The organism is Nevskia sp. (genome assembly GCF_023266035.1).
In the GTDB taxonomy this organism is placed as follows: domain Bacteria; phylum Pseudomonadota; class Gammaproteobacteria; order Nevskiales; family Nevskiaceae; genus Nevskia.
The window spans coordinates 1-24,332 of record NZ_JAHFRY010000070.1 but is presented as its reverse complement, the minus strand read 5'-3'; the positions used below and the strand labels follow the sequence as shown (position 1 = coordinate 24,332).

Below are 24,332 nucleotides of genomic sequence, written 5' to 3'. Positions count from 1 at the left end.
GCTTTGCAACGTCGGTTTCGGTAGCCACGCGCAGGGTCGGGATGATCGGATCGGAAGTCATGGTGCAGGCAGATTCTTCTGTAGTTGCACAGCCTGGTCGGATTCTGGGAACTCGCGCAGCAAGGTCTGTTCGTAGCGACGGGCCGCTACCTTGTCGCCGAGCTTGCGTTCGGTGAAGGCGGCGATCAGCAGGATTTCCGGAGTACGGACGCCAACTTTCTCATAGCGCTGAATGAATGCGCGGGTGCGCAGCCAATCGTTGCGGCGGAAAGTCAGCAGCGAAATCTGCGCCAGCGCGTCGGCAAAATCCGGATTGATCTTCAGCGCCTGGCGAAAATCGTTCTCGGCCACCGGCAGATTGCCGGCCTTCATCTGGCAGACACCGGCATTGGTCCAGGCCGCTTCGGGGGTCTGGTAATTGCGATCCGCCAGCGCCACCTTGAACGCGCGATCGGCCTCGGCGTACTTGCCCTGGCCGCACAGGAACACGCCGAAATTGTTGTGCGTGCCGGCGTCATTCGGCGCCAGCGCCAGCGAACGGCGGTACTCGCGCTCGGCATCGACGCGGTTGCCGGTCTGGGTCAGCACATAGGCGAGCGCGGTGTGGGCCGGCGCATAGCGCTCGTTCTGCTCGACCGCCTTGCGCAGCTTTTCCTCGGCCACGTCGTAGCGGCCCTGGCGAGCGTAGTCGCTGCCCAGTTGGGTGTTGATGCGCGCCGCTTCGATCAGATCCGGTGGCGACTGCGGCCTCAGGTTGCCGGTGGTTTCGGTGACGCAGCCGCTGATCGCCGTGGTGATCAAAACGAGCAGCAGACCGCGCACAGCGAAACTCATTGCACGCGCACCGGGATGTCGCCAAGCCGCTTCTTCTGCTTCGACTGAACCTTGCCGACCAGCTGCCCGCAGGAAGACCGCGAGCCACCGACGAGGGGCCCCGCCGCGAACGCGGCGGGGATCGAAGCAAGGCGAGTCGGGCGCAGTGCCTGCGGGCTGGTCATTGCACGCGCACCGGTATGTCACCAAGCCGCTTCTTCTGCTTCGACTGCACCTTGCCGACGAGTTGCCCGCAGGCCGCGTCGATGTCGTCACCACGGGTGCGACGCGTCATCGTCAGCAGACCCTTGGCGCGCAGGATTTCCGAGAAGCGAGTGATCGCTTCCGGCGTCGAGCGCTTGTAGCGCGCTTCCGGAAACGGATTGAACGGAATCAGATTGACCTTCGCCGCCTGACCCTGGCCGTTGAGCAACTTGGCGAGTTCGCGCGCGTGCTCGGGCTGGTCGTTGACGCCGTCGAGCATCACGTACTCGTAGATGATGTGCGACTTGCGATCCTTGCCTGCGAGGTAACGCTTGCAGGCCTCCATCAACTCGGCAATCGGGTACTTCTTGTTGATCGGCACCAGCTGGTCACGCAGCTTGTCGTTGGCCGCGTGCAGCGAGATCGCCAGCGCGGTATCGACATCACCGCCGAGGCGATCGATGAACGGCACCAGACCGGAGGTCGATACCGTGACCCGGCGCTTCGACAAACCAAAGCCGAAGTCATCGAGCAGAATCCGGATCGCCGGCAGCACGTTGTTGTAGTTGGCGAGCGGCTCGCCCATGCCCATGAACACGACATTGGAAATGACGCGCTCGTTCTGGAAATCGCCACCGAGCGTCTTGCCGGCGAACCAGACCTGGGCAACGATCTCGGCCGTGCTCATGTTCCGCGAGAAGCCACCCTGGGCCGTCGAGCAGAACGAGCAATCCATCGCGCAACCGGCCTGCGAGGAAATGCACAAGGTGCCGCGATTGGCTTCCGGGATGTAGACGGTTTCGATCATCGTCACCGGTTTGCCTTCGGCCTGTTCGAGCTTCAGCACCCACTTGCGGGTGCCGTCGACCGAGACCTGCTCGGTGACCAGCTCGGGCGGGCGAATGACGAAATGCGCGGCCAGGCGCGCCCGCAGCGCCTTGCCGATGTTGCTCATCAGCTCGAAGTCGGAGACGCCGCGCCGATAGATCCACAGCATGACCTGATCGGCACGGAATCCGGCTTCGCCCATCTTCTCGAACTGCTCGCGCAGCGCAGCGCGATCGAGACCAAACAAGTTGACGCGAGGACCGGGAAGCACAGCCGGTGACAGCAACGGCGCCTGCGTGTCCGCAGTCGCCGCGTTGTCCACCGTGTTGCTGCTTACCTCACCGGTCACGCCTCACTCCTGCCGCCAAGCGGCTTCAGCCGGCTTCAGCGCGTACGCGGCGCCAGTTCGGTGATGCGGAAGAAATAGCTGATTTCGCGCGTGGCATTTTCGAGGCTGTCCGAACCGTGGACGGCGTTCTCATCGATCGAGTCAGCGAAATCCGCACGGATCGTGCCCGGGGCGGCCTTCTTCGGGTCGGTGGCGCCCATGATGTCGCGGTGCTTGGCAACCGCGTCTTCGCCTTCCAGAACCTGGATGATGACCGGGCCGGAAATCATGAAGCCGACCAGATCCTTGAAGAACGGACGGGCGCTGTGCACTGCGTAGAAACCTTCGGCTTCTTCGCGCGTCATGTGTTCCATGCGGGCGGCGACGATGCGCAGGCCGGCCGCTTCGAAACGCGAATAGATGCCACCGATGACGTTCTTGGCAACGGCGTCGGGCTTGATGATCGAAAGGGTGCGTTCAACCGCCATGAGAATGTTCCGTGTGTTGATGAAGAAGTCGCCCACGGATCATCCGGGGGCGGAAAAACGCGGAATGTTAACGGTTTAACGAAGACAGCGGCAATCTGCCGCAACGCAGCAAGCGGGATTGCGCAGGCGGAACGCCGCTCAGCTGACCGCGAAACTCTCGCCGCAGCCACATTCGCCGGTGACGTTCGGGTTCTTGAACTTGAACGCTTCGTTCAGGCCGTCGCGCTGGAAATCGAGGGTCAGGCCGTCGAGGAAGGACAGATGCTCCTTGGCCACCACCACCTTGGCGCCGTAGGCGTCGAACACTTCGTCGGCTTCGCCGGGGGCATCGGCGTAATCGAGCACATAGGCATAGCCCGAACAGCCGGACTTCTTGACGCCGATACGCAGGCCGTAGCCCTTGCCGCGCTTGGCCAACTGGGACTGGATGCGGTTTGCCGCCGTTTCGGTCAGGACGATGCTCATGCCATTTCTTCCTTGTGACGGGCGAAAACCGCGCGAAGCGCGTCCTCACCCAGCAATGCACAGTGTGCACGATCTTCCGGAATTTCAAGCACTGAACGCAACGCTGGCGCCGTCAACGCAACCAGCTCGGCCATAGCCTTGCCCTGCGCCCAGCCGGCGACATACGCGCCGACGGCGATCGTCGTCGGACAGCCGTAAGCCAGGAATCGCGCTTCGGCGACGCGATCACCGTCGAGCCGCAGCGCCAGCCGCAGCACCGAACGCGCCGCCGGCGTGCCGGCTTCGGCGCGGATCACGTCTGGCGCGCTCTCGAGAAAACGCCCGGCGTTCGGCGTTTTGCGGAACAGCCGCCAGATCTCCGGGCCGTAGCCGTAGGGATTGCCGGCCGCTTCCTCAGGCGGATTCGCGATCGGCGCTTCGCTGCCGAACGGCGACAAGGCCCGCAGCCGTGCGACCTGCGCGATCACCGTATCCGCGGCCTGCTCGATGTCGGCCGGGGTGGTCATCCGGCCGAACGAAAAGCGCAAGGACGCATTGGCGGTTTCGTCATCGCGACCGAGTGCGCGCAGCACGTAGGACGGTTCGGCGGTCGCCGAAGAACAGGCCGAACCGCTGGATACCGCGATGCCCGGCAGCGAGGCGCGCAGCGCTTCACCTTCGACACCGGGAAAACTCAGGTTCAGCAGATGCGGCGCGGCGCGCTCACCTTCTGTCGGGCCATTGCGCAGCACGCCGGGAATGCTCTGCAGCCGCGTCCACAGCGCATCGCGCAGCGCACTGAAATGCGCGATATCGGCATCGAACCGTTCCGCCGCCAGCGTGCAGGCGGCACCGAAGCCGACCACCTGATGGGTCGCCAGCGTGCCCGAACGCATGCCCTGCTCATGACCGCCGCCGTGCATCTGCGGACTCAGCCGCGCACGCGGCTTGCGCCGCACGTACAGCGCGCCGACGCCTTTCGGCCCATACAGCTTGTGCGCCGACAGGCTCAGCAGATCGACCGGCAGCGTGCGCAGATCGATCGCCAGCTTGCCGGCCGCCTGGGCAGCGTCGACATGCAGCATCACGCCGCGCGCGCGCAGCAAAGGCGCCAGGCGTTCGATGTCGTTGACCGCGCCGATCTCGTTGTTGACCCACATCAGCGACACCAGCGCAGTGTCCGGCGTGATCGCGGCAAGCACCGCTTCCGGTGTCACTACACCATGCTCGTCCGGCTTCAGATAAGTGACGCGCGCGCCGAGCGTTTCCAGATGCCGGCAGGTATCGAGCACGCACTTGTGCTCGGTGCGCGAGGTGACGATGTGCACCGCGCGGCCGGCCTTCGGGAAGCCGCGGAATTCCAGCGCGCCCTTGATCGCCAGGTTGTTCGATTCGGTGGCGCCGGAAGTCCAGATGATCTCGGCCGGCTCGGCGCCGATCAGCGCCGCGACCTGCGCCCTCGCCTGCTCGACCGCCGCTCGCGCCGCGAAACCCGGACCATGGGTCGATGCCGGATTGCCGTGCAGGCCATCGGGCTTCAAGTACGGCAGCATCGCCTCGAAAACCTCGGAGGCGATCGGCGTGGTCGCAGCAAAGTCGAGGTAGATCATGCGGCCGCCACCTGCGCGTGCAGATCACCGAGCACGACCAGGAAACGATCGATCTCGGCCTCGGTGCTGGTGACTCCGAGGCTGACCCGGATCGCCGAGAACGCGATGTCGCGCGGCCAGCCCATGCCGATCAGCACATGGCTGGGCTCGCCAGTGCCGGACGCGCAGGCCGAGCCGCTCGATACCGCTAGCCCAAAGCGATCGAGCGCCATCAGCAGCGCTTCGCCTTCCCAGCCGTCGACGCCGAACTGCACGGTGTTCGACAGGCGCGGGCTTCCATCGCCGAAAATCGTGATGCCCCGCATCGCGCGCAGGCCGGCTTCGAGGCGCGCTTTCAGCGTCGTCCAATGCGCGATGCGCTGCTCGCGCTCGGCAATCGCCAGCTCGGCGGCAACGCCGAAACCGACGATCGCCGCCAGATTCTCGGTGCCGCCGCGAAGGCCGCGCTCCTGGCCACCGCCGTGCAGCTGGATCGCCAGCTCGACATGCGATTTCACCAGCAGCGCACCAACGCCCTTCGGCCCGTACAGCTTGTGCGCGGACAGGCTCATCAGATCGGCACCGGATTCGCTGAAGCCGAAAGCCAGCTTGCCGCCGGCCTGCACGGCATCGACATGCAGCAGCGCGCCGGCGTCATGAACGAGCTTCGCAGCGCGCGCGGTGTCCTGGATCACGCCGGTCTCGTTGTTGGCCAGCATCAGCGCCGCCAGCCGCAGCGGGCCGCGTGTGAGCTGCGCCTCGAAGGCCGCCCAGTCGACGATGCCGGCGCGGTCAACGGCAATGGTTTCCACACCCCAGCCGTGGCCGATCAGCGATTCCGCCGCTTCGAGCACGGCCGGATGTTCGGTCGCGCCGTAGAGCACGCGGCTGGGGCGCGCGGTTTCGGTCAGCCCCTTGAGCGCCAGATTGTTCGACTCGGTGGCGCCGCTGGTGAAGGTCAGCTCCGAGACTTCCGCACCGGCCAGCGTCGCCACCTGTGACCGCGCCGCTTCGATCGCATCGCGCGCCGCGCGGCCGTATCGATGCACGCTGGAGGCATTGCCGTACGGACCGCTGAGATACGGCAGCATCGCTTCGAGCACCCGCGGGTCCAGCGGCGTCGTCGCGTTGTAATCGAGGTAGATCGGCATGCGGCAAGTTTACCGCCGACGGCCCGCAGGCCCGTTCAGCTCAGGCCGATCTCGCGCAGCCGCTGCCACAGGTAGTCGTTCGCGGTGATCGGCTCGGGATAGCGGCTGGGGTTTTCGGTGGTGACGCAGGACGGCAGCACGTCGATCAGGAAATCCGGATTCGGATGCAGGAAATACGGCACCGAGTAGCGCGCGCGACGAGCCGCCTCGCCTGTCGGATTGACCACGCGATGGGTCGTCGAGGGATAGATGTGGTTGCTCAGCCGCTGAAGCATGTCGCCGATGTTGACGACGATCGCATCACCCTCGGTGGTCACCGGCAGCCAATCGCCGTGGCGACTCAGCACTTCCAGGCCGCTGTCGCTGGCGCCGACCAGCAGGGTGATCAGGTTGATGTCTTCGTGAGCGCCCGCGCGCTCATGGGCAATATCGTTCGGCCCGATCGGTGGATAGTGCAGCGCCCGCAGGATCGAATTGCCGTGATCGATCTTGTCGTCGAACCAGTGCTGATCCAGACCCAGATGCAGCGCCAGCGCCGACAGCACACGGGCGCCGAGCGCACCGAGGGCGTCGTACAAGGCACTGCCCGCTGCGCGGAAGCCCGGCACTTCGGCCGGCCACAGGTTGGGCGCCATCGTCGCGGCGTACTTCGAGCCGGGTGGCAGTTCGCGGCCGATATGCCAGAACTCCTTGAGATCGGGATGGGCCGCGCCTTTCGCGGTCTCGACCTTCAGCGGCGTCAGCCCGCGCGTGCCGCCGGGGCCGGCCCGGTACTGATGCTTGATCGCTTCCGGCAGCGCGAAGAACGCGATGAAGGCCGCATAGGCTTCGTCGATCAGCGCCTTCGGAATGCCATGGCCGCGGATGCAGCAGAAACCGTATTCGCGATAGGCCGCGCCGAGCTCGGCCACCAAGGCCGCGCGATCATCGTCCCAGCGGCCGATATCCAGCGTCGGCACCCCGCTCACGGTTCATCGTTCTCCGTGGCGGCACCGGCGCGCAGATGCGGGAAGGTCTTGGTGGTCTGCTTCAGGCCCAGCGCTTCTTCGACCGAAGTCAGCATGCCGCGCAGGATGTTGATCTCGTGGCTGTCGGGTGCGGCGCGGCCGTACATCCGGCGCATGCGCCGCATGATGAAGCGCGGCGCCTCTGGATCGATGAAGGTGGTCGCGATCAGCACCTTCTCCAGATGGCCGAAGAAATGCTCCATCTGGCCCTGCGGGACCGGCTGGTGCTCGGGCAGTTCCGGCAGTTTGGCGCCGGCCGCCAGGCGCAGTTCGTAGGCCATGATCTGCACCGCCGCGGCCAGATTCATCGAGCCGAATTCGGGATCGGTCGGAATCGCCACCGCTTCGCGGCAATGGTCGAGTTCCTCGTTGGTCAGGCCGATCCGCTCGCGGCCGAAGACGATCGCGACCTTGCCCGGATGCTCGCCGGCCGCCAGCCGCGTCACGCATTCGCGCGGCTCGGAAAACGGAATCGACACGTAGCGCACGCGGGCCGTGGTGGCGATCACGTGCTCGCAGTCGGCCACTGCGTCGGCCAGGGTCGGATAGATGGTCGCGCCTTCCAGGATGCTGTCGGCGCCGCTGGCCAGCGCGGTCGCTTCAGGGTCCGGGAAACGGTGCGGTTCGACCAGGGCGAGATCGGTCAGGCCCATGTTGCGCATCGCGCGCGCGGCCGAACCGATGTTGCCGGGATGGCGGGTGGCAACGAGCACAATGCGGATGCGGGATAATAGTTCCACTTCTTGATTCATCGACGGCAAAGCCGGAAGTTTCCGGCTTTGATCGCGCGGATGCCAGTTTCAGGCGCCGCCGTCGTTCACCGGAACCCGCTTTCCATGCATCCGCTCGTCAACATCGCCGTCAGCGCCGCCCGTACCGCCGGCAACTTCATCAGCCGCAGCATCGATCGTGTCGACCAGCTTACGATCGAAAGCAAGGGCCGCAACGACTTCGTCACCCAGGTCGATCGCAGCGCCGAAGCCGAGATCATCAAAGTGATCCGCAAGGCCTATCCGCAGCATGCGGTGCTCGGCGAAGAGACCGGCGCCAGCGGTGACAACGAAGTGGTCTGGATCATCGACCCGCTCGACGGCACCACCAACTTCCTGCACGGCCTGCCGCACTTCGCGGTGTCGATCGGCATCCAGGTGCGCGGCAAGCTCGAGCACGGCGTGATCTACGCGCCGTCGACCCAGGATCTGTACATCGCCACCCGCGGCGGCGGCGCCACCTTGAACAACCGCAAGATCCGCGGCAGCACCGCCAAGGAACTCGACAGCGCGCTGATCGGCACCGGCATTCCGATCAAGGCGGAACTGCTCGACGCCTATATGCCGATGCTGAAGACCATCGCCAGCAACAGCGCCGGCATCCGCCGTGCCGGTTCGGCCGCGCTGGACCTCGCCTATGTCGCCGCCGGCCGTCTCGACGGCTTCTTCGAACTCGGCCTCAAGCCCTGGGACATGGCCGCCGGCATCGTGCTGGTGCAGGAAGCCGGCGGCACCGTCACCGAGCTGTATGACCCGCGTGGCGACGTGATGAAAACCGGCCACATCCTGGCCGCGCCGCACAAGCTGCATGCGCAGCTCAGCGATGCGCTGCGCGGTGCGGCGCAGCCGATCGTGCCGGCCGAATAAGCCAACATTGGCAATCGGTAATCTGGAGCCAAGGGCGGCTCCAGCTTCGGTCGGTAGCGTGGCGACTCCATCACGGACGCCGCCATGCGCTTCATTCCGATTGCCACCGCTGCCAGCCTGCTGCTGACGGCTGTCGCCTGCAGCCGCAGCGCATCGCCGCCCGCTGCTGCCAAGCCTGCCGCCGCACCAGTCGCGCATGAAGCGGATCTGCTGACGCTGACTCTGTCCGCCGAGACGCAGCAGCGGCTCGCGCTGGTCACCACGACGATCCATCCCGGCCAGCTCGCCCGGGTTCGTCATACCAGCGGCGAAGTGGTCGCCGCGCCGCTCGGCGCAGCCGGCATCCCGATCGATGCAGGCCGCAATCTCGCGACACTCGGCAGCCAGCAGACCGCCGCCCATGGCGAAGTTGCCCGCGCGCAGGCGGCGACAGCGCTGGCCCGTATCGCCGCCGACCGCAGCGAAGCGCTGCTCGATGATGGCGCCGGCAGCACCCGCGCCCGAGACGAAGCCGCTGCGGCACTCGCCACGGCACAAGCAGCCGAGCAGGCAGCACTGGCGCAGCGCGCCTTGCTCGGGCCGGCAATCGGCGCGATCAACAGCCGCTCGACGATCTGGATCCGCGTGCCGATCTTCGCCACCGATGCCCAGCGCATCCTGCGTGAGCGCACCGCCGAAGTGAGGACGCTGGACGCGAGCGGCCCAGCGCGCCTCGCCCGTCCGATCGCGGCAACGCCGTCGGCCAGCTTCTTGGCCGGCACCGTCGACGCTTACTACGCGGTCGACAACCGCGATCAGGCCTACCAGCTCGGCCAGCGAGTCGCCGTGCAATTGCCACTGGCCGGCGTCGACAACGGCCTGCTGCTGCCGGTGTCCGCGATCGTCCGCGACATCGACGGCGGCGAGTGGGTCTACCGAGTCATCGCACCGGGCCAGTACCGGCGCGCACGCATCGAAGTCGCCCATCGCGACGCCGGCCAGGCACTGCTGTCGCGCGGACTGGCCGATGGCGATGAGGTGGTGAGCACCGGCGCCGCCGAGCTGTTCGGCAGCGAATTCGGCGCCGGCCATTGAAGCTCACATGATGCTCGCCGCGCTGATCCGCGCCGCGCTGTCGCAGCGCGTACTCGTCCTCGCTGCCGCCGCGCTGCTGGTCGCGCTGGGCCTGCGCGCCGCCCGCGACGTGCCGCTCGACGTATTCCCGGAGTTCGCGCCGCCGAAAGTCGAGATCCAGACCGAAGCACCGGGCCTGTCGACCGAGGAAGTCGAGCAGCTGGTCTCGGTGCCGATCGAGATCGTGGTCAGCGGCATTCCCGGCCTCGATACCGTGCGCTCGAAATCGGTGCTCGGCCTGTCCTCGGTGGTGCTGCTGTTCAAGGCCGATGCCGATCTGCTGGTCGCGCGGCAGACCGTGCAGGAGCGCATCGCCCGCGTACAGCCGAGCTTGCCGACGGCAGCGCGGGCGCCAGTGATGCTGCCGCCGCTGTCGTCGACCAGCCGGGCGATGAAGATCGGCCTGTCGTCGGCCACACTCGATGCGATGCAGCTGTCCGAACTGGTGCGCTGGACGATCCGGCCACGGCTGATGACTGTGCCCGGTGTCGCCAATGTCGCGGTCTGGGGCCAGCGTGATCGCCAGTTGCAGATCCTCGTCGACCCGGATCGCCTGCGCGCCGCCAATGTCAGCCTCGCGGAACTGCGCGCCGCCGCCGGTGACGCGGTGCTGGTCGGCGGCGGTGGCTTCGTCGATGGCGCCAACCAGCGGCTACCGGTTCAGCAGAGCGGCCTGGTGCAGAGCGCTGCCGATCTGGCCGATGCAGTGATCAAGCTCGCCGGCGGCGCTCCGCTGCGGATTGGCGATGTCGCCAGGGTCGTCGAGCACTACGCGGCGCCGATCGGCAGCGCGATCATCGACGACGGCCCCGGCATCCTGCTGATCGTCGAGAAGCAGCCGACCGGCAACACCCTGGCGCTGACCCGCGCAGTCGAAGCCGCACTGGCCGAGCTGCAGCCAGGCCTCGGCGATGTCCATGTCGACAGCACGCTGTTCCGGCCGGCGACGTTCATCGAGCGCTCGATCGACAACCTGCGTGAAGCGCTGCTGATCGGCTGCCTGCTGGTCGCCGCCGTGCTGTTCCTGTTCACCCGCGATCCGCGCCAGGCGCTCATTAGCTTGGTGGCGATTCCGCTATCGCTGCTCGGTGCTGCGCTGGTGCTGCTGTGGAGTGGCGCGACGATCAACGTGATGATCATCGCCGGCCTGGTGATCGCGCTTGGCGAGGTCGTCGACGACGCGATCATCGATGTCGAAAATATCGCGCGCCGCCTGGCGCTGAATCGCACCGCACCGTTGCCGCGCAGCAGCTTCGACGTGGTGCTGTCGGCGTCGCTGGAAGTGCGCTCGGCGGTGGTGTTCGCGTCGCTGATCGTGATTGGGGTGTTCCTGCCGATCGTTTTCCTCGGTGGCGTTGCCGGCACCTTCTTCCGGCCGCTGGCGATCGCCTACATGCTGGCGATCGGCACTTCGCTGCTGGTGGCGCTGACGGTGACGCCGGCGCTGTGTCTGATGCTGCTGCCGCGCAGCGCTGCAGACGCGCAGCAGGAAGCGCGGCTGGCCCTCTGGCTGAAGCGGGCTTACGCACGGCTGCTGCCGAAGCTGATCGGCCGGCCGGGGATGGCCGCCGGCATTGTCGCGGCCGGTCTGCTGATCGCCGGCATCGGCTACGCCGGCTTCAAGGATCAGTTCCTGCCGGACTTCCAGGAAGCCGATTTCCTGATGCACTGGATCGGCAAGCCCGGCACCTCGCTGGAAGCGATGGAGCGGATCACCGTGCAGGTGTCGAAGGAGCTGCGCGCAGTGCCCGGCGTGCGCAACTTCGGCGCTCATATCGGCCGCGCCGAAGTGGCCGATGAAGTAGTCGGCCCGAACTTCGCGGAGCTGTGGATCAGCCTCGATGCCGCGGCCGATCACGAGGCTTCGGTCAAACGCATCCAGTCCGTTATCGACGGCTATCCCGGCCTGTTCCGCGACCTGCTGACCTACTTGCGCGAACGGATCAAGGAAGTGCTCAGCGGCGCCAGCGCGACGGTTGTCGTGCGCATCTTCGGGCCGGACCAGGACCAGCTGCGCGCCGCCGCCGAGCAGGTTCGCGCCGCAGCGGCCGGCATCGCCGGTGTCGCCGATCTGAAGGTCGAGCAGCAGGTGCTGGTGCCGCAGATCCAGATTCGTCCGCGGCTCGATGCCTTGGCGACGATGGGCCTGACCGCAGGCGAAGTCCGCCGCCAGGCGCAGACCCTGATCGCCGGCCAGAAAGTCGGCGAGATCTACCGCGATCGCAAGGCTTTCGATGTCGCGATCTGGGCCGAGCCCGAAGTGCGCGCCGATACCCGCCAGATCGCCGAGCTGCTGATCGAAACGACGTCCGGTGCGCCGGTGCGGCTGCGCGATGTCGCCGACATCCGCATCGTGCCGGCGCCGAACGAGATCAAGCGCGAAAACGGCCAGCGCCGGCTCGACGTGACCATGAACGTTTCAGGCGCCGATCTCGGCACCGTCGCGCGCGCCGTCGAAACCGCAGTGCGGGCGCTGCCGTTCGAGCGCGGCTATTACCCGCAGGTGCTCGGCGAGTACGCGGCGCTGAAAGCGGCGCGCGAGCAACTGCTGTTCACCTCCGCACTCGGCCTGATCGGCATGCTGCTGCTGGTCTGGACCGAGTTCCGCTCGCTGCGCCTGACCGCGCTGTTCGCCACCAGCCTGCCGTTCGCGCTGGTCGGCGGCGTGCTCGCGGTCATGGCTACCGGTGGGCTGCTGTCGCTGGGTTCGCTGGTCGGCTTCGTCACCGTGATCGGCATCTCGGCGCGCAACGGCATCATGCTGCTCGCCCACTACCAGCATCTGCAGCAGCACGAGGGCGAGGCCTTCGGCCCAGCATTGATCCTGCGCGGCGCCAGCGAACGCCTGCTGCCGATCCTGATGACCGCCAGCTGCGCCGGCCTGGCGCTGCTGCCGCTGATCGTCGCCGGCAACGCGCCCGGCCACGAGATCGAATACCCGATGGCGATCGTCATTCTCGGCGGTCTGGTCTCGTCGACCGCGCTGAACCTGCTGCTGATGCCGGCGCTCTATGGCCGCTATGGGCGCGAGCTGCGGCCGTGAAGCCCGGACTGCTGTCGATTGCTGCTCTGAGCCTTGCCGCCTGCGCCGCGGCACCGGCGCTGCCGCCGCCGGCCTCGATGTCCGCTGGCGCCTTCATCAATGCGCCGACAGATGTCGCCGAGCTGCCAGCGGACTGGTGGCGGTTGTACGACGACCCTGCGCTCGATGCGCTGGTCACCGCCAGCCTTGCGGCCAATGCCGATCTGCGCGCCGCTTATGCAAGGCTGGCCGGCGCCCGTGCCGGCACCGCGCAGGCGCGCGCTGCGCGCCTGCCGCAGACCCGCATCGAGAGCAGTGCCACCGTCGACTATCCCTCCGAGCAGCCGTCGGCGAGCAGCGTGCCATCGACCGACTACGACATCGCGGCCACGGTCAGCTGGGAGCTCGATCTGTTTGGCCGCCTGCGCGCTGCCGCCGATGCGGCGCAGGCTGATGCCGAAGCCACCGCCGCTGCGCTCGATGGTCTGCGGGTGGCGGTGGCTGCCGATACCGTTGCCGCCTATGTCGAGCTGTGCGCGGCGCATGAAAGTGCGGCGGCGGCCGATGCGGTGATCGCCGCGCAGGCCGAGCTGACCGCGAACCTGCGCAGCCAGCTGACCGCCGGCGAGCTGTCGCAACTGGAAGTCGCGCAGGCCGAGTCTCTGCTGGCAGCAACTCGCGCCTCGCGGCCCGGCTTCGATGCTGCGGCTGCGATCGCCCGCTATCGCCTCGGCGAGCTGCGCGGCCTGATGCCGGCCGATCCGCTCGTCGCCGGCATCGATTGCGCGACCTTGCCGGAGCTGCCGGCCGCACTGCCGATCGGCGACGCCCAGGCGCTGCTGCGACGCCGGCCGGATATCCGCGAAGCCGAGCGGCGCCTGGCAGCAGCGAGCGCGCGGCTTGGTGTGGCCACCGCCGAGCTATATCCGGTGATCAATCTCGGCGGAGCGATCGGCCTGCTGGCCGGCGGCCTGGTCAGCACCGCGACGCCGCTGATCAGCTGGACGTTCCCGAACCAGAGCCCGGCCCGCGCCCGGATCGCCCAGGCCACGGCCAACGAACGGGCGGCGCTGGCCGCCTGGGATGCTGTGACTTTGCGGGCGCTGCGCGAAGTCGAATCGGCGCTGCTGGCGATGGCCGCCGAAGCGCAGCGCAAGGCGGCACTGACCGTGGCGATCGGCAGCGCCGAGCGAACGCTGCTGCTCGCCGCATCCCGAGTTCGCCATGGCGACGCCTCTCCATTGCTGCGTATCGAGGCCGAACGAATCCGCGCCGATCTGACGCGGCAGCGCATCGACTCGTCGATCGCACTGGCGCGTCAGCACTTAAGCCTGTTCCGCGCGCTCGGCGGCGGTTGGCAGCGGGCGCCAGCGCCATTGGCAACGGCCCGCTAGCATCACGGCCATGCGCATCCTGATCGTCGAAGACGATGTAGCCACCCGCCAGTTCATCGTCAAGGGACTGGCCGCGCTCGGCCATCAGATCAGCAGCAGCAGCGATGGCCGCGACGGTCTGTTCCAGGCCACCGATGGCCGCTACGACGCGCTGATCGTCGATCGCCTGCTGCCCGGCCTCGACGGACTGTCCCTGCTGCGCATGCTGCGCGCCGCCGGCAACCGCACGCCGGTGCTGATGCTGACCGCGGTCGCTGGCATTGCCGATCGGGTCGAAGGCCTGGAGAGCGGTGCCGACGATTACCTGGTCAAGCCGTTCGCGTTCTCCGAGCTGGCGGCGAGAGTGCATGCGCTAGGCCGCCGGCCGGCGCTCCAGGCCGAGCCGCAGCAGCGGCTGATCATCGGCGATGTCGAACTCGACCTCGCCCGCCGCAGCGTGCAGCGCGCCGGCCGCAGGATCCTGCTGCAGCCGCGCGAGTTCGCCTTGCTCGCCGAACTGATGCGCAACGCCGATCGGGTGATGACCCGGACCATGCTGCTGGAGCGGGTCTGGGACTTCGATTTCGATCCGCGCACCAACATCGTCGAAACCCATCTGAGCCGCCTGCGCGCCAAGCTCAACGCCGGCGGCGAGCCGGACCCGATCGAAACCCTGCGCGGTGCCGGCTACCGCTACCGGGGCGATGAATGAAGCCGTTGCTGAGCACGCTGTGGCGTTCGACCTTCGGCCTGGTGGCGCTGGTCAGCCTCGGTCTGGCGCTGTCGGCGCTGCTGATCGGCTTCGTCGTCTACGAGGTCGCCCATGAAGCGCTGGAGGAGCAGCTCGATCACCGGATCGCCGCCGAAACCCGCGCGCTGCTGGTCGAAAACGGCCGTGGCGGCGTTGACGAAGTAGCCCGTGCGATCCGCCAGCGGGAGGCCGCAAGCAGCGGCGACAGCCTCGCCTATCGGCTGGTCGACCACACCGGACAGACGCTGGCCGGCAGTCTCGATGCGCCGGTGCCGGCTGCGCCCGGCTATCTCGAACATCTGGTCGACAAGCGTGGCGATCGCGTCTCGCAGGCGCTGACCACCGCGCTGGCCGATGGCAGCCGGCTGGTCGTCGCGGCCGATCGTGCCGCTCTCAACGAGACCGATGAAACGATCCTGACGATCACCGCAATCGCCTTCGCGGCGATGCTGCTGATCGGCATCGCCGGCGCCTGGACGGTCGGCAGCGTGACCCGCACGCGGCTCCGGGAGATCGACAGTGCGGCCCAGGCGATCATCGACGGCGACCTCAGCCGGCGGATGCCGCTGGACGGTTCCGGCAGCGAGTTCGACCGGGTCTCGGCCACCCTGAACCGGATGCTGGAACGGATTGCCGCGCTGCTCGACAACCTGCGTCAGGTGTCCAGCGACGTCGCCCACGATCTGCGCACGCCGCTGACCCGTCTCAACAACCGGCTCGACGAAGCGCTGTCGACGACGGACGAAGCTGATCGTCAACTGGCCATCGAAGCCGCGCTGGCCGACTCGCGCGAACTGCTCGATCTGTTCGCTGCGCTGCTGCGCATCTCGGAAGTCGAAGCGCTGGCGGTGCGCCGGCATTTTTCCGAAGTCGCACTCGGTGCCTTGCTCGACGAACTGGTCGATGCCTACCTGCCGGACATCGAAGCCAGCGGCCATCGTCTGCAGTGCGAGATCGAGGCCGGCGTCGTGGTGCCCGGCGATCGCCGGCTGCTGCGTCAGCTCATCGCCAATCTGCTCGACAACACGCTGCGCCATACGCCGGCCGGGACCACGATCAGCGTGCGCCTGAGCGCGGTCGACGACCACGCCGCGATCACCATCGGCGATGACGGCCCGGGTGTCGCGGCCAATGAACTGCCGCGCCTGTTCCAGCGCTTCGCCCGCTCCGAGCGCAGCCGCCATACCGCAGGCAGCGGGCTGGGCCTGGCGCTGGTCGCGGCGATCGCGACGGCGCATCGCGGCCGGGTCAGCGCGACCTCGAACGGCGGCTTCAGCATCACCGTCGAATTGCCGGAACGCTGATCCGCACTCGACTGCCAGTCTCGGGCTCGCCGCTTGCTCAACGTTCACTGCCGCTTTCTGGATCGGTAAAAAGTGCCTGCATTGCGGGCCGAGATAGCTTCCTCAATTCCTTATGGAGAGGTTCAATGCGCTACGGAATCATCATCGTCGGACTGGTTGTTGCGGCCCTGGGCATCGCTGCACTGCTGGGCAAGTTCGAGTACGAGAAAACCAGCACGCTGGCACAGGTCGGCGATCTCAAGGCCGAGGTCAAGCACGACAAGACCGTGCCGCAATGGGCCGGCATCCTGGCGCTGGTGGTCGGCGGCGGGCTGGTACTGGTCGGCTTCACGCGCAAGGCCTGAAGACAGCGCCAAGCAGCCAACAAAAAAGCGGCCCGGATCACTCCGGGCCGCTTTTTTTATTGCCTCAGGTCCGCTTAGACGACGGCGCCGTCGTTCTCCTGCTTGGCGATCTTTTCCGCCTTGATCAGCTCGTCCCGCTCTTCCGGCGGCAGCAGGTCATCGCGCTTGACGCCGAGGGCGACGGCCAGACCGGTCGACACGTAGATCGACGAGTAGGTGGCGACGATGACGCCGACGATCATCGACACCGAGAAGCTGTGCACCGTCGAGCCGCCGAGCGTGAACAGCGCGACGCAGACCAGCAAGGTGGTGACGTGGGTGATGATCGAACGCAGCAGGGTCTGGTTGACCGACAGGTTGACCACCTCGAACACCGTCGCCTTGCGAGTGCGAATCAGGTTTTCGCGCACGCGGTCGAAGATGACGATGGTTTCGTTGTTCGAGTAGCCGATCAGCGCGAGGATCGCCGCCAGCGTGGTCAGATCGAACTCGACCCAGGTCAGCGACAGGAAGCCGAGCACCATCACCGCGTCGTGGACCAGTGCAGCGATCGCGCCGATGGCGAACTTCCACTCGAAGCGGAAGGCGATGAACGCGGCGATCAGGCCGAAGGCGACGATCATCGCGATCGAACCTTTTTCACTCAATTCTTCGCCGACTTGCGGGCCGACGAATTCGACTCTGCGCATCTGCACGCCTTCGGCACCGGCGCCGACCGCGGCGAGCACCTTGGTGCTCAGGTTGGCCGAGGTCTCCTGGTTCGGCGGCAGGCGGATCAGCACCGTCGACGAGCCGCCGAAATACTGGACGATGCCGTGCTCGTAACCGCCCTTGCCGAGATCCTCGCGGACCTTTTCCAGCTGCACGGACTGCGGGAACTGCACTTCAACCAGCACGCCGCCGGTGAAATCGATACCGAAGTTCAGGCCGCGGAAAATCACCAGCAGGATCGACGCGGTGGTCAGCAGCGCCGAGACGGCAAGGCCGACCTTGCGCTGGCGCATGAAGTCGAACTTCGGGACATTGGAAAAAATTCTCATCGGTTCTAGTCCTGTGCCTTACCAGATCGGCAGATCTTTGAGGTTCTGGCGCTTGCCGAACACCCAGTGGGCGAGCGTGCGCGAACCGACGATCGCGGTGAACTGCGAGGTGACGATACCGATCGCCAGGGTGATCGCGAAGCCCTTCAGGGCACCGGCACCGAGGAAGAACAGGATCAGGGTGCCGATCAGCACGGTGACGTTGGCATCGGCGATGGTCAGGAAGGCGCGGTCGTAACCGGCGTCGATCGCCTGCAGCGGCTTCAGGCCGGCCCGCAGCTCTTCACGGATGCGTTCGTAGATCAGCACGTTGGCATCGACCGCGATACCCATGTGCAGCACGATGCCGGCGATGCCGGGCATGGTCAGCGTCGCCTGGAACAGCGACAGCACGGCGGTCAGCAGCAGCAGGTTGACAGTCAGTGCGGCGATCGCGAACAGGCCGAACACGCGGTAGTAGACGACCATGAACACCATCACCAGGCCGAGGCCGAGCAGCGCGGCCGACATGCCGCGACGGATGTTGTCGGCCCCCAGGCTCGGGCCGATGGTGCGTTCCTCGATGATCTCGATCGGGGCGACCAACGCGCCGGCTTTCAGCAGGTCGGCCAGGTCGCGAGCTTCGCGGCTCGACAGGCCGGTGGTCTGGAACTGGGCGCCGAACACGCCGCGAACGGTTGCTGCCGAAATCACTTCCTGCACGTCGCGGCGTTCGCGTATCGCTTCGCCGCGGGTGTTGTAGGTGGTCTTGATCTCGGTTTCCTTGTAGACGACGGCCATCAGCTTGCCGACGTTCTTCGAGGTGAAATCGAGCATCTTCTTGGCGCCGTTGCCGTCGAGCTTGACGCTGACCGCCGGGGTGCCGGATTCGTGGTCGATGGTCGGCGTAGCGCTGGTCAGCTCGGCACCGCTGGCGATGGTTTCGCGCTTCAGCAGATAGGGGCGATGCGAGCCGCGCTGGTAGAACAATTCATCGCCGGCCGGAATCACGCCGCTGGCCGCAGCACTGGCGGCATCGGCGTTCTCGTCGACGGCGCGGTATTCCAGGGTGGCAGTGGCGCCGAGCAGTTCCTTGACCCGGGTCGGATCCTGCACGCCGGGCAGCTGGACGACGATGCGATCCGCACCCTGGCGCTGGACGATCGGCTCGGCGACGCCGAACTGGTTGACGCGATTGCGCAGGGTGATCAGGTTCTTCTGCACCGCATCGTCGATCAGGCGCTTGGCTTCGACTTCCGACAGGCTCACCGCCAGCGACGGCACGGTCGCGTCCGGCGGGGTCGATACGGTCAGCTCGCGGTATTCGCGGGCGATCGCGGTGCGGGCCTTTTCCAGACGATCGGCGTCGGCGAATTCGATGACGATCGCTTCGCCGGCCTTGCGGCGGCCGGAATAGCGGAGGTCCTTGTCGCGCAGGAATTTCGGCACGTCGTTGATCAGGCGTTCGACGGCGGCCTTCTTGACGTCCTCGACGGCGACCTGGAGCAGGAAATGCACACCGCCGCGCAGATCGAGACCGAGCGCCATCGGCTTGCCGCCGAGGGCCGACAGCCACTTCGGCGTCTTCGACGCGAGGTTCAGCGCCGACACATAGCCCTGGCCTTCGAGATCGCGCTTGATCGCATCGACCGCATGGAGCTGGACTTCCGGGCTGGCGAAACGAACCACCCATTGCGTGCCTTCGAGCCGCGAGCCGCGGTCCTCGATCTTCTCGGCTTCCAGCACCTTGGCGATGCGGTCACCGAAATCGGCAGGCACCGGATCGCCGGAGCTGGTGCTGATCTGCACGGCGGGATCTTCGCCATAGACGTTCGGCAGCGCGTAGAGCAGGCCGAGCAGCGTGACGACGATCAGCGTCACGGGCTTCCAGAAGGGGTACTGATGCATGGCGGCGTTCGTCGGGCGGCGTGAGGTCCGGCGTGGCGCCGGGTTCTGCGGATTCAGTTCAACCGGTCGCGCCGCCCGGTGCAGACCCGGCGACGGCGCGGCGGGTGCGTAAGCGTCAGAGGTTCTTCAGCGTGCCCTTGGGCAGGATGCTGGTGATCGCGGACTTCTGGATCTTGACCTCGACCTTGTCGGCGATCTCCAGGGTCACGTAGTTCTCGCCGATCACGGTGATGCGGCCGGCGAGACCACCGCTCGACACCGCTTCATCACCCTTGGCGAGCTGGCCGAGCATTTCCCGCGCTTCCTTCGAGCGCTTCATCTGCGGCCGGATCAGCATGAAGTAGAACAGCGGCAGCAGCACCAGCAGCGGCCACGTCGCTTCCAGCAGGCCAGGAGCCTTCGGCGCGCCGGTGGACTGGGCGTGGGCAACCGGGATCAGCAGATCGAGCAATTCCAGCACGGCGGCAACCTTGTGTGATGCGAAAAGGGGCTGGATTATGCCACAGGCCCTCCGCAGCACTTGATGACCGTCTGTGGCTCGGGCGCGGGCCGAAAACGCATGCGCCGGTGCCGACGAGGCCGGCGACGATGCTAGGCTCGCGGCCCCACCCACCTTCGCTTGAGCCGCACCGATGACTGCTTCCGCCTCTGCCGAAAACTCCGCGCCACGCCGCGATCTGATCACCGCCGTGCTGATCTGCGCCGGCATTGCTGCCGGGCTGGTCGTTGCCTACAAGGCGCCGAACCCAGCCGAACAGCAGGCTGCTGCTGTTATCCCGACGGCCGCCGCCCCTGCCGAAGTGGCCGCTGGCGAGCCGATCAACACCACATTCAATCTCGACATCGCGATGCGCCTGGCCGGCACCCAGGTGCCGGAGAAAACCGAAAGCTTCTATTTCTTCCCGATGGTCGACGAAGTGCCGGAAGCGGTCGACGTCCACGAACTCGGCGGCAAGCTGATGCAGGCCGCCCAGGAGCATGACTACCTCGGCATCGCCGGGCCAGACCCGGAGCGCAATCGCCGTACCCTGCTGGCGGCGCTGGCCGCCCACCAGGCCGACGACCTGAAGACCCTGGTATTGATCTATCTCGGCCCCGACAGCCATCGCGCCGAGATCACCGCGGCCGCTCAAAAGGCCGGCTTCGAGGCGCGCTTCGTCACCTATCCGGAACCAGCCGCAGCGCCTGCGAAAGCGCCGATCTGAGTCGATCGGCCGGCAGCGGGTCACCCAGACTGTCCCCAAGATGTAACGAGGTGGCCCGCTGGCGGCGCGGGAATGACATGGCCCGTGTTAATCTTTTGGCCATCGAACGAGCGTTTATCCACGTCACTTCTGCCTGATTCCCGGCGGTCGAGGTGGCTTCGATAAACCCTTCACCCCTCTCATGGAGTTGCTCGATCATGGCGACCTACGCTGCGCCCGTGCGCGAAATCCAGTTTGTCCTCAACGACGTGCTGAACGTCGGTTCCCTGACCGAAATGCCGGCGATGGCCGATGCCACGCCGGACACCCTGAACGGTCTGATCGAGGAAGCCGCCAAGCTGATCCAGAATCAGGTCGCGCCGCTGAATGCGCCCGGCGACGCCGAAGGCTGCAAGCTCAGCAACGGCGATGTCACCGTGCCGAAGGGCTTCAAGGAAGCCTACAAACAGTATCAGGAAGCGGGCTGGGTCGGCATTTCCAACCCGGCTGAATGGGGCGGCGCCGGCCTGCCGTACACGCTGGGCAAGGTCATCGACGAGATGCTCTGCTCGGCGGACGTCGCCTTCGCGCTCTATCCGGGCCTGACCGTCGGCTGCTTCGAGGGCATCCTCGCGGCCGGTTCCGATGAAGTGAAGCAGACCTACCTGCCGAAGCTCGCCACCGGCGAGTGGACCGGCACCATGTGCATCACCGAACCGCAGGCCGGCACCGACCTCGGCTCGATCAAGACCAAGGCGATCCCCAACGAGGACGGCAGCTACTCGCTCGAAGGCGGCAAGATCTTCATCACCTCCGGCGAGCACACGATGGCGGACAACATCGTCCACTTCGTGCTGGCCCGCATCGAGGGCGGCCCGGCCGGCGTCAAGGGCCTGACGACCTTCGCGGTGCCGAAGTTCTTGGTCAATGCCGACGGCACGCTCGGCGCCCGCAACAAGGTCACCTGCACGTCCATCGAGCACAAGATGGGCATCCACGGTTCCTGCACCTGTGCGCTGCAGTTCGAGGGCGCCCAGGGCTGGCTGGTCGGCGCGCCGAACACCGGCATCCAGAACATGTTCGTGATGATGAATCTGGCGCGCATCCTGGTCGGCCTGCAGGGCCTCGGCCTGTGCGAACTGGCCACCCAGAACGCCATCGCCTACGCCAAGGATCGCAAGCAGGGCAAGGCCTTCAACGGCGGCGCCACGATCATCGACCACCCGGACGTGCGCCGCATGCTGCTGACCATGCGCGCCACCACCGAAGGCGCCCGCGTGCTGGCCTACGAGACCGGCATGTATGTCGACATCGCCCATCACCATCCGGACCCGGCGGTTCGCGAGGAAGCCAACGACTGGGTCGAACTGAACACGCCGCTGGTCAAGAGCTTCTGCACCGATTCGGCGGTCGACCTCGGCAGCATGGCGATCCAGGTCTACGGCGGCCACGGCTTCATCCGCGAGCACGGGGTCGAGCAGATCATGCGCGACGCCAAGATCCTCTGCCTCTACGAGGGCACCAACGGCATCCAGGCGATGGATCTGGTGCGCCGCAAGCTGATGATCGACAACGGCCGCCTGCCGGCGCGCTTCTTCGCCAAGGTGCGTTCGGAATCGACCGGCGACGCGCCGCTCGGCTTCATCGCCAAGCCGCTGCGCGAAGCCATCGACGAACTGGAAAAGACCACCGCCTGGCTGCAGGAATCGTTCAAGACCAACCCGAACGATGCCGGTTTCGGCGCCGTCGATTTCCAGCGCGCGTTCTCGCTGACCTACCTCGGCTACAACTGGCTGCGCATGGCCAAGGCAGCGATCAATTCGAGCGACGAGACCTTCAAGGCCCAGAAGCTCAACACTGCGCAGTTCTTCGCGGCGCGCATGCTGCCGCAGGTGATGAGCCTGTGCGCCAACGTGCGCCAGCCGGCCAGCGAGTTGATGGCGCTGGATGCCGCAAACTTCTGAGCCGCTGCACTTTTGCATCATGCTGAACCGGGCGGGCCGACAAACGTCGGCCCGCTTTCGTTGCACTACCTGATTGGGAGATGCCGATGTCCACGATCTACGATTTCAGCGCCACCACCATCGACGGCAAGACGGTCAAGCTCGACGCCTACAAGGGCAAGGTCCTGCTGATCGTCAACGTCGCTTCGAAGTGCGGTTTCACACCGCAGTACAAGGGCCTGGAAGCAGCTTATCGGGACCTGCATGACAAGGGTGTCGAGATCCTCGGCTTCCCCTGCGACCAGTTCGGCCATCAGGAGCCGGGCGACGAGAAGGAAATCCAGCAGTTCTGCTCGCTGACCTATGACGTCAGCTTCCCGATGTTCGCCAAGATCAAGGTCAATGGCGACGACGCTCACCCGTTGTACAAGTTCCTGAAGAGCGAGGAGAAGGGCATCCTCGGTTCGGAAGCGATCAAGTGGAACTTCACCAAGTTCCTGGTCGCCAAGAACGGCGAGGTGCTGAAGCGCTACGGCTCGATCGACACCCCGGCGTCGATCGCCAAGGACATCGAGAAACTGCTCGTCGCCTGATGCGTGAAGTCCGCGATGCACTGATCCTCAACGGCCTGCTCGTCGCGGCCGGCTGGGCCACGTTCCGCTACTTGCAGACGCCGATGCTCGGGCTGGCGGTGGTTGCACTGGTGATCGGCTACAACCTGCTGCTGCCGATGATCGCGCGCGGCAGCGGCCATGGCCACTGGTTCGATCTGTGGTGGTTCCTGCTGCCGCTGTCGATCTGCCAGGTGGTGCCGGACTGGGTGCTGTCTCAGCTGATCGGCATCTTGAGCTTCCCGGATCACGGCGCGCCGCGCATCGGCACGGTGCCGGTCTACATGGCTGGCATGTGGGTGATTCCGCTGTTCTGGGTGCTGCTGATCGCGCGCGGCTCGCCGGCGGTGGCCGGGCTGCTCGCGCTGATCGTGTTCGCGGCCTCCGAATGGGCCGCGCCGATGTTCGGTCTGTGGCGGCCACTGCAGGTGCCGACCTGGCACGGCATCGCCCATTACGTGCTGCTGCCGGAAGCGCTGCTCGGTGCGGCAGCGGCCTATGCCTACCGCGAAGTTCGCTCGGCGAACATCATCACCCGGCTCTCGGCGGCGGCGGCCGTCAGCGTGTTCTATACCGGCGCTCTGATCGTTTCCTACTTTCTGATGCAGCGCGCCGGGCTGTAGGTCGGGCCACGCCCGACAGCACCTCCGCCAGCCAGCAGCGCCGTCGGGCAAGGCCCGACCTACAGATTCTTCGCTGAAAAGGTATCGCAGCCGGCGACGACACCACCCTCGAAACCGGCCTTGAACCAGCGCACCCGCTCCACCGACGTGCCATGGGTGAAGGCATCCGGCACCACCGTCCCCTGCGCCTGTTTCTGCAGACGATCGTCGCCGATCGCCGTGGCCGTACGCAGCGCTTCGTCGATGTCGCCGGCCTCCAGCCACTGATGCCGCGCCTGCGCGTGATGGGCCCAGACGCCGGCCAGACAATCGGCCTGCAGTTCCTGACGCACCAGCAGGCCGCCATCGCCACGCAGCTCCTCGCCACGCTGGCGCGCGGCATTCACTTTCGCGGATACGCCCAGCAGGGTCTGCACGTGATGACCCACTTCATGGGCGATCACATAGGCCTCGGCGAAATCGCCGCCGCCGCCGAGTTGGTCACGCATCTGGGCGAAGAAGCTGGTGTCGAGATAGACCTGCCGATCGGCCGGGCAGTAGAACGGCCCGCTGGCTGAAGTGGCACCGCCGCAATCGGTCTGCACACGGCCGGCGAACAACACCAGCTTCGGCTCGGCATAGCGGCTGCCGGCCTGCTGGAAGATCGCG

24 protein-coding genes are annotated in these 24,332 nt (G+C 66.5%); 11 read left to right on the top strand and 13 right to left on the bottom strand.

All coding sequences use genetic code 11. From position 1 onward, the window contains the following. Positions 1 to 57 precede the first annotated feature (57 nt). The 9 genes from pilW to Q0D45_RS12190 form a co-directional block, all read right to left on the bottom strand. On the bottom strand, positions 58 to 834 hold the full coding sequence (gene pilW, locus Q0D45_RS12230) for a type IV pilus biogenesis/stability protein PilW (RefSeq protein WP_293393184.1): 777 nt from the start codon (positions 832 to 834) through the stop codon (positions 58 to 60). Continuing rightward, entirely contained in the window at positions 831 to 998 is a 168-nt protein-coding gene (locus Q0D45_RS12225; RefSeq protein WP_293393182.1) for a hypothetical protein, read from the bottom strand. The genes pilW and Q0D45_RS12225 overlap by 4 nt, the downstream gene beginning before the upstream one ends. Further along, positions 995 to 2,092 carry a 23S rRNA (adenine(2503)-C(2))-methyltransferase RlmN gene (gene rlmN / locus Q0D45_RS12220; RefSeq protein ID WP_366946435.1) on the bottom strand — a complete coding sequence of 366 codons (1,098 nt, stop codon included), beginning with the start codon at positions 2,090 to 2,092 and terminating at the stop codon, positions 995 to 997. The genes Q0D45_RS12225 and rlmN overlap by 4 nt, the downstream gene beginning before the upstream one ends. 137 nt (positions 2,093 to 2,229) lie before the next feature. Further along, positions 2,230 to 2,661: a nucleoside-diphosphate kinase gene (gene ndk, locus Q0D45_RS12215; RefSeq protein ID WP_022978102.1), complete on the bottom strand. Its 432-nt coding sequence runs from the start codon at positions 2,659 to 2,661 to the stop codon at positions 2,230 to 2,232. Positions 2,662 to 2,799: 138 nt separating this feature from the next. Beyond that, positions 2,800 to 3,126: an iron-sulfur cluster assembly accessory protein gene (locus Q0D45_RS12210; RefSeq protein ID WP_293393178.1), complete on the bottom strand. Its 327-nt coding sequence runs from the start codon at positions 3,124 to 3,126 to the stop codon at positions 2,800 to 2,802. Beyond that, positions 3,123 to 4,715, bottom strand: a complete 1,593-nt coding sequence (locus tag Q0D45_RS12205; protein ID WP_293393176.1) for an aminotransferase class V-fold PLP-dependent enzyme — start codon at positions 4,713 to 4,715, stop codon at positions 3,123 to 3,125. The genes Q0D45_RS12210 and Q0D45_RS12205 overlap by 4 nt, the downstream gene beginning before the upstream one ends. Then, a complete protein-coding gene (locus tag Q0D45_RS12200; protein ID WP_293393174.1) occupies positions 4,712 to 5,845 on the bottom strand; it encodes a cysteine desulfurase family protein in 1,134 nt (377 codons plus the stop codon). The genes Q0D45_RS12205 and Q0D45_RS12200 overlap by 4 nt, the downstream gene beginning before the upstream one ends. A gap of 35 nt (positions 5,846 to 5,880) precedes the next feature. Continuing rightward, entirely contained in the window at positions 5,881 to 6,813 is a 933-nt protein-coding gene (locus tag Q0D45_RS12195) for a 2-oxoglutarate and iron-dependent oxygenase domain-containing protein (protein WP_293393172.1), read from the bottom strand. Further along, positions 6,810 to 7,604: an RNA methyltransferase gene (locus Q0D45_RS12190; protein WP_366946433.1), complete on the bottom strand. Its 795-nt coding sequence runs from the start codon at positions 7,602 to 7,604 to the stop codon at positions 6,810 to 6,812. Before Q0D45_RS12190 ends, Q0D45_RS12195 begins: the two co-directional genes overlap by 4 nt. An 84-nt stretch (positions 7,605 to 7,688) precedes the next feature. Between Q0D45_RS12190 and Q0D45_RS12185 the strand changes: the two genes are divergently transcribed. The 7 genes from Q0D45_RS12185 to Q0D45_RS12155 all read left to right on the top strand — a co-directional run bounded on the left by Q0D45_RS12185 (position 7,689) and on the right by Q0D45_RS12155 (position 16,396). After that, complete coding sequence (locus tag Q0D45_RS12185) at positions 7,689 to 8,489, top strand: inositol monophosphatase family protein (protein WP_293393168.1); 801 nt, start codon at positions 7,689 to 7,691, stop codon at positions 8,487 to 8,489. Between the two features lie 84 nt (positions 8,490 to 8,573). Beyond that, positions 8,574 to 9,563 (top strand): hypothetical protein, encoded by a 990-nt coding sequence (locus Q0D45_RS12180; RefSeq protein ID WP_293393166.1) that lies wholly within the window; start codon positions 8,574 to 8,576, stop codon positions 9,561 to 9,563. 10 nt (positions 9,564 to 9,573) lie between these two features. Continuing rightward, a complete protein-coding gene (locus Q0D45_RS12175; RefSeq protein ID WP_366946434.1) occupies positions 9,574 to 12,645 on the top strand; it encodes an efflux RND transporter permease subunit in 3,072 nt (1,023 codons plus the stop codon). Then, on the top strand, positions 12,642 to 14,018 hold the full coding sequence (locus Q0D45_RS12170) for an efflux transporter outer membrane subunit (protein ID WP_293393162.1): 1,377 nt from the start codon (positions 12,642 to 12,644) through the stop codon (positions 14,016 to 14,018). Before Q0D45_RS12175 ends, Q0D45_RS12170 begins: the two co-directional genes overlap by 4 nt. 10 nt (positions 14,019 to 14,028) lie before the next feature. Continuing rightward, entirely contained in the window at positions 14,029 to 14,709 is a 681-nt protein-coding gene (locus tag Q0D45_RS12165) for a response regulator transcription factor (protein WP_293393160.1), read from the top strand. Continuing rightward, positions 14,706 to 16,052: an ATP-binding protein gene (locus tag Q0D45_RS12160; RefSeq protein ID WP_293393158.1), complete on the top strand. Its 1,347-nt coding sequence runs from the start codon at positions 14,706 to 14,708 to the stop codon at positions 16,050 to 16,052. Before Q0D45_RS12165 ends, Q0D45_RS12160 begins: the two co-directional genes overlap by 4 nt. 125 nt (positions 16,053 to 16,177) lie before the next feature. After that, positions 16,178 to 16,396 (top strand): hypothetical protein, encoded by a 219-nt coding sequence (locus tag Q0D45_RS12155; protein WP_293393157.1) that lies wholly within the window; start codon positions 16,178 to 16,180, stop codon positions 16,394 to 16,396. A gap of 74 nt (positions 16,397 to 16,470) precedes the next feature. On the opposite strand, the gene secF is transcribed toward Q0D45_RS12155, so the two are convergent. The 3 genes from secF to yajC form a co-directional block, all read right to left on the bottom strand. Then, the gene (secF, locus tag Q0D45_RS12150) at positions 16,471 to 17,436 is read right to left on the bottom strand and encodes a protein translocase subunit SecF (protein WP_022978094.1); all 966 of its coding nucleotides are present in this window, start codon (positions 17,434 to 17,436) and stop codon (positions 16,471 to 16,473) included. An 18-nt stretch (positions 17,437 to 17,454) separates the two neighbouring features. Then, positions 17,455 to 19,323 (bottom strand): protein translocase subunit SecD, encoded by a 1,869-nt coding sequence (secD, locus tag Q0D45_RS12145; protein WP_293393154.1) that lies wholly within the window; start codon positions 19,321 to 19,323, stop codon positions 17,455 to 17,457. A 115-nt stretch (positions 19,324 to 19,438) separates the two neighbouring features. Then, positions 19,439 to 19,780 carry a preprotein translocase subunit YajC gene (gene yajC, locus Q0D45_RS12140; RefSeq protein ID WP_366523696.1) on the bottom strand — a complete coding sequence of 114 codons (342 nt, stop codon included), beginning with the start codon at positions 19,778 to 19,780 and terminating at the stop codon, positions 19,439 to 19,441. A gap of 175 nt (positions 19,781 to 19,955) precedes the next feature. On the opposite strand from yajC, the gene Q0D45_RS12135 reads away from it, so the two are divergent. From Q0D45_RS12135 to Q0D45_RS12120, 4 genes are all read left to right on the top strand, one after another. Next, complete coding sequence (locus tag Q0D45_RS12135; RefSeq protein ID WP_293393152.1) at positions 19,956 to 20,528, top strand: hypothetical protein; 573 nt, start codon at positions 19,956 to 19,958, stop codon at positions 20,526 to 20,528. A gap of 197 nt (positions 20,529 to 20,725) precedes the next feature. Beyond that, on the top strand, positions 20,726 to 22,471 hold the full coding sequence (locus Q0D45_RS12130) for an acyl-CoA dehydrogenase family protein (RefSeq protein ID WP_293393150.1): 1,746 nt from the start codon (positions 20,726 to 20,728) through the stop codon (positions 22,469 to 22,471). A gap of 86 nt (positions 22,472 to 22,557) precedes the next feature. After that, positions 22,558 to 23,043 (top strand): glutathione peroxidase, encoded by a 486-nt coding sequence (locus tag Q0D45_RS12125; protein WP_293393148.1) that lies wholly within the window; start codon positions 22,558 to 22,560, stop codon positions 23,041 to 23,043. After that, on the top strand, positions 23,043 to 23,684 hold the full coding sequence (locus Q0D45_RS12120) for a hypothetical protein (RefSeq protein ID WP_293393146.1): 642 nt from the start codon (positions 23,043 to 23,045) through the stop codon (positions 23,682 to 23,684). Before Q0D45_RS12125 ends, Q0D45_RS12120 begins: the two co-directional genes overlap by 1 nt. Positions 23,685 to 23,743: 59 nt before the next feature. Here the strand turns inward: Q0D45_RS12120 and Q0D45_RS12115 are convergent. After that, the coding region (locus Q0D45_RS12115) for a neutral zinc metallopeptidase (RefSeq protein WP_293393144.1) at positions 23,744 to 24,332 on the bottom strand (589 nt) is incomplete at its 5' end.

Coding starts and splice junctions, on each gene's coding strand:
- Q0D45_RS12155 (WP_293393157.1), top strand. CDS start 16,178: ATGCGCTACGGAATCATCATCGTCGGACTGGTTGTTGCGGCCCTGGGC.
- Q0D45_RS12180 (WP_293393166.1), top strand. CDS start 8,574: ATGCGCTTCATTCCGATTGCCACCGCTGCCAGCCTGCTGCTGACGGCT.
- Q0D45_RS12125 (WP_293393148.1), top strand. CDS start 22,558: ATGTCCACGATCTACGATTTCAGCGCCACCACCATCGACGGCAAGACG.
- Q0D45_RS12210 (WP_293393178.1), bottom strand. CDS start 3,126: ATGAGCATCGTCCTGACCGAAACGGCGGCAAACCGCATCCAGTCCCAG.
- Q0D45_RS12175 (WP_366946434.1), top strand. CDS start 9,574: ATGCTCGCCGCGCTGATCCGCGCCGCGCTGTCGCAGCGCGTACTCGTC.
- Q0D45_RS12135 (WP_293393152.1), top strand. CDS start 19,956: ATGACTGCTTCCGCCTCTGCCGAAAACTCCGCGCCACGCCGCGATCTG.
- Q0D45_RS12190 (WP_366946433.1), bottom strand. CDS start 7,604: ATGAATCAAGAAGTGGAACTATTATCCCGCATCCGCATTGTGCTCGTT.
- Q0D45_RS12120 (WP_293393146.1), top strand. CDS start 23,043: ATGCGTGAAGTCCGCGATGCACTGATCCTCAACGGCCTGCTCGTCGCG.
- Q0D45_RS12200 (WP_293393174.1), bottom strand. CDS start 5,845: ATGCCGATCTACCTCGATTACAACGCGACGACGCCGCTGGACCCGCGG.
- Q0D45_RS12205 (WP_293393176.1), bottom strand. CDS start 4,715: ATGATCTACCTCGACTTTGCTGCGACCACGCCGATCGCCTCCGAGGTT.
- ndk (WP_022978102.1), bottom strand. CDS start 2,661: ATGGCGGTTGAACGCACCCTTTCGATCATCAAGCCCGACGCCGTTGCC.
- Q0D45_RS12185 (WP_293393168.1), top strand. CDS start 7,689: ATGCATCCGCTCGTCAACATCGCCGTCAGCGCCGCCCGTACCGCCGGC.
- secF (WP_022978094.1), bottom strand. CDS start 17,436: ATGAGAATTTTTTCCAATGTCCCGAAGTTCGACTTCATGCGCCAGCGC.
- Q0D45_RS12130 (WP_293393150.1), top strand. CDS start 20,726: ATGGCGACCTACGCTGCGCCCGTGCGCGAAATCCAGTTTGTCCTCAAC.
- pilW (WP_293393184.1), bottom strand. CDS start 834: ATGAGTTTCGCTGTGCGCGGTCTGCTGCTCGTTTTGATCACCACGGCG.
- Q0D45_RS12160 (WP_293393158.1), top strand. CDS start 14,706: ATGAAGCCGTTGCTGAGCACGCTGTGGCGTTCGACCTTCGGCCTGGTG.
- Q0D45_RS12165 (WP_293393160.1), top strand. CDS start 14,029: ATGCGCATCCTGATCGTCGAAGACGATGTAGCCACCCGCCAGTTCATC.
- Q0D45_RS12225 (WP_293393182.1), bottom strand. CDS start 998: ATGACCAGCCCGCAGGCACTGCGCCCGACTCGCCTTGCTTCGATCCCC.
- secD (WP_293393154.1), bottom strand. CDS start 19,323: ATGCATCAGTACCCCTTCTGGAAGCCCGTGACGCTGATCGTCGTCACG.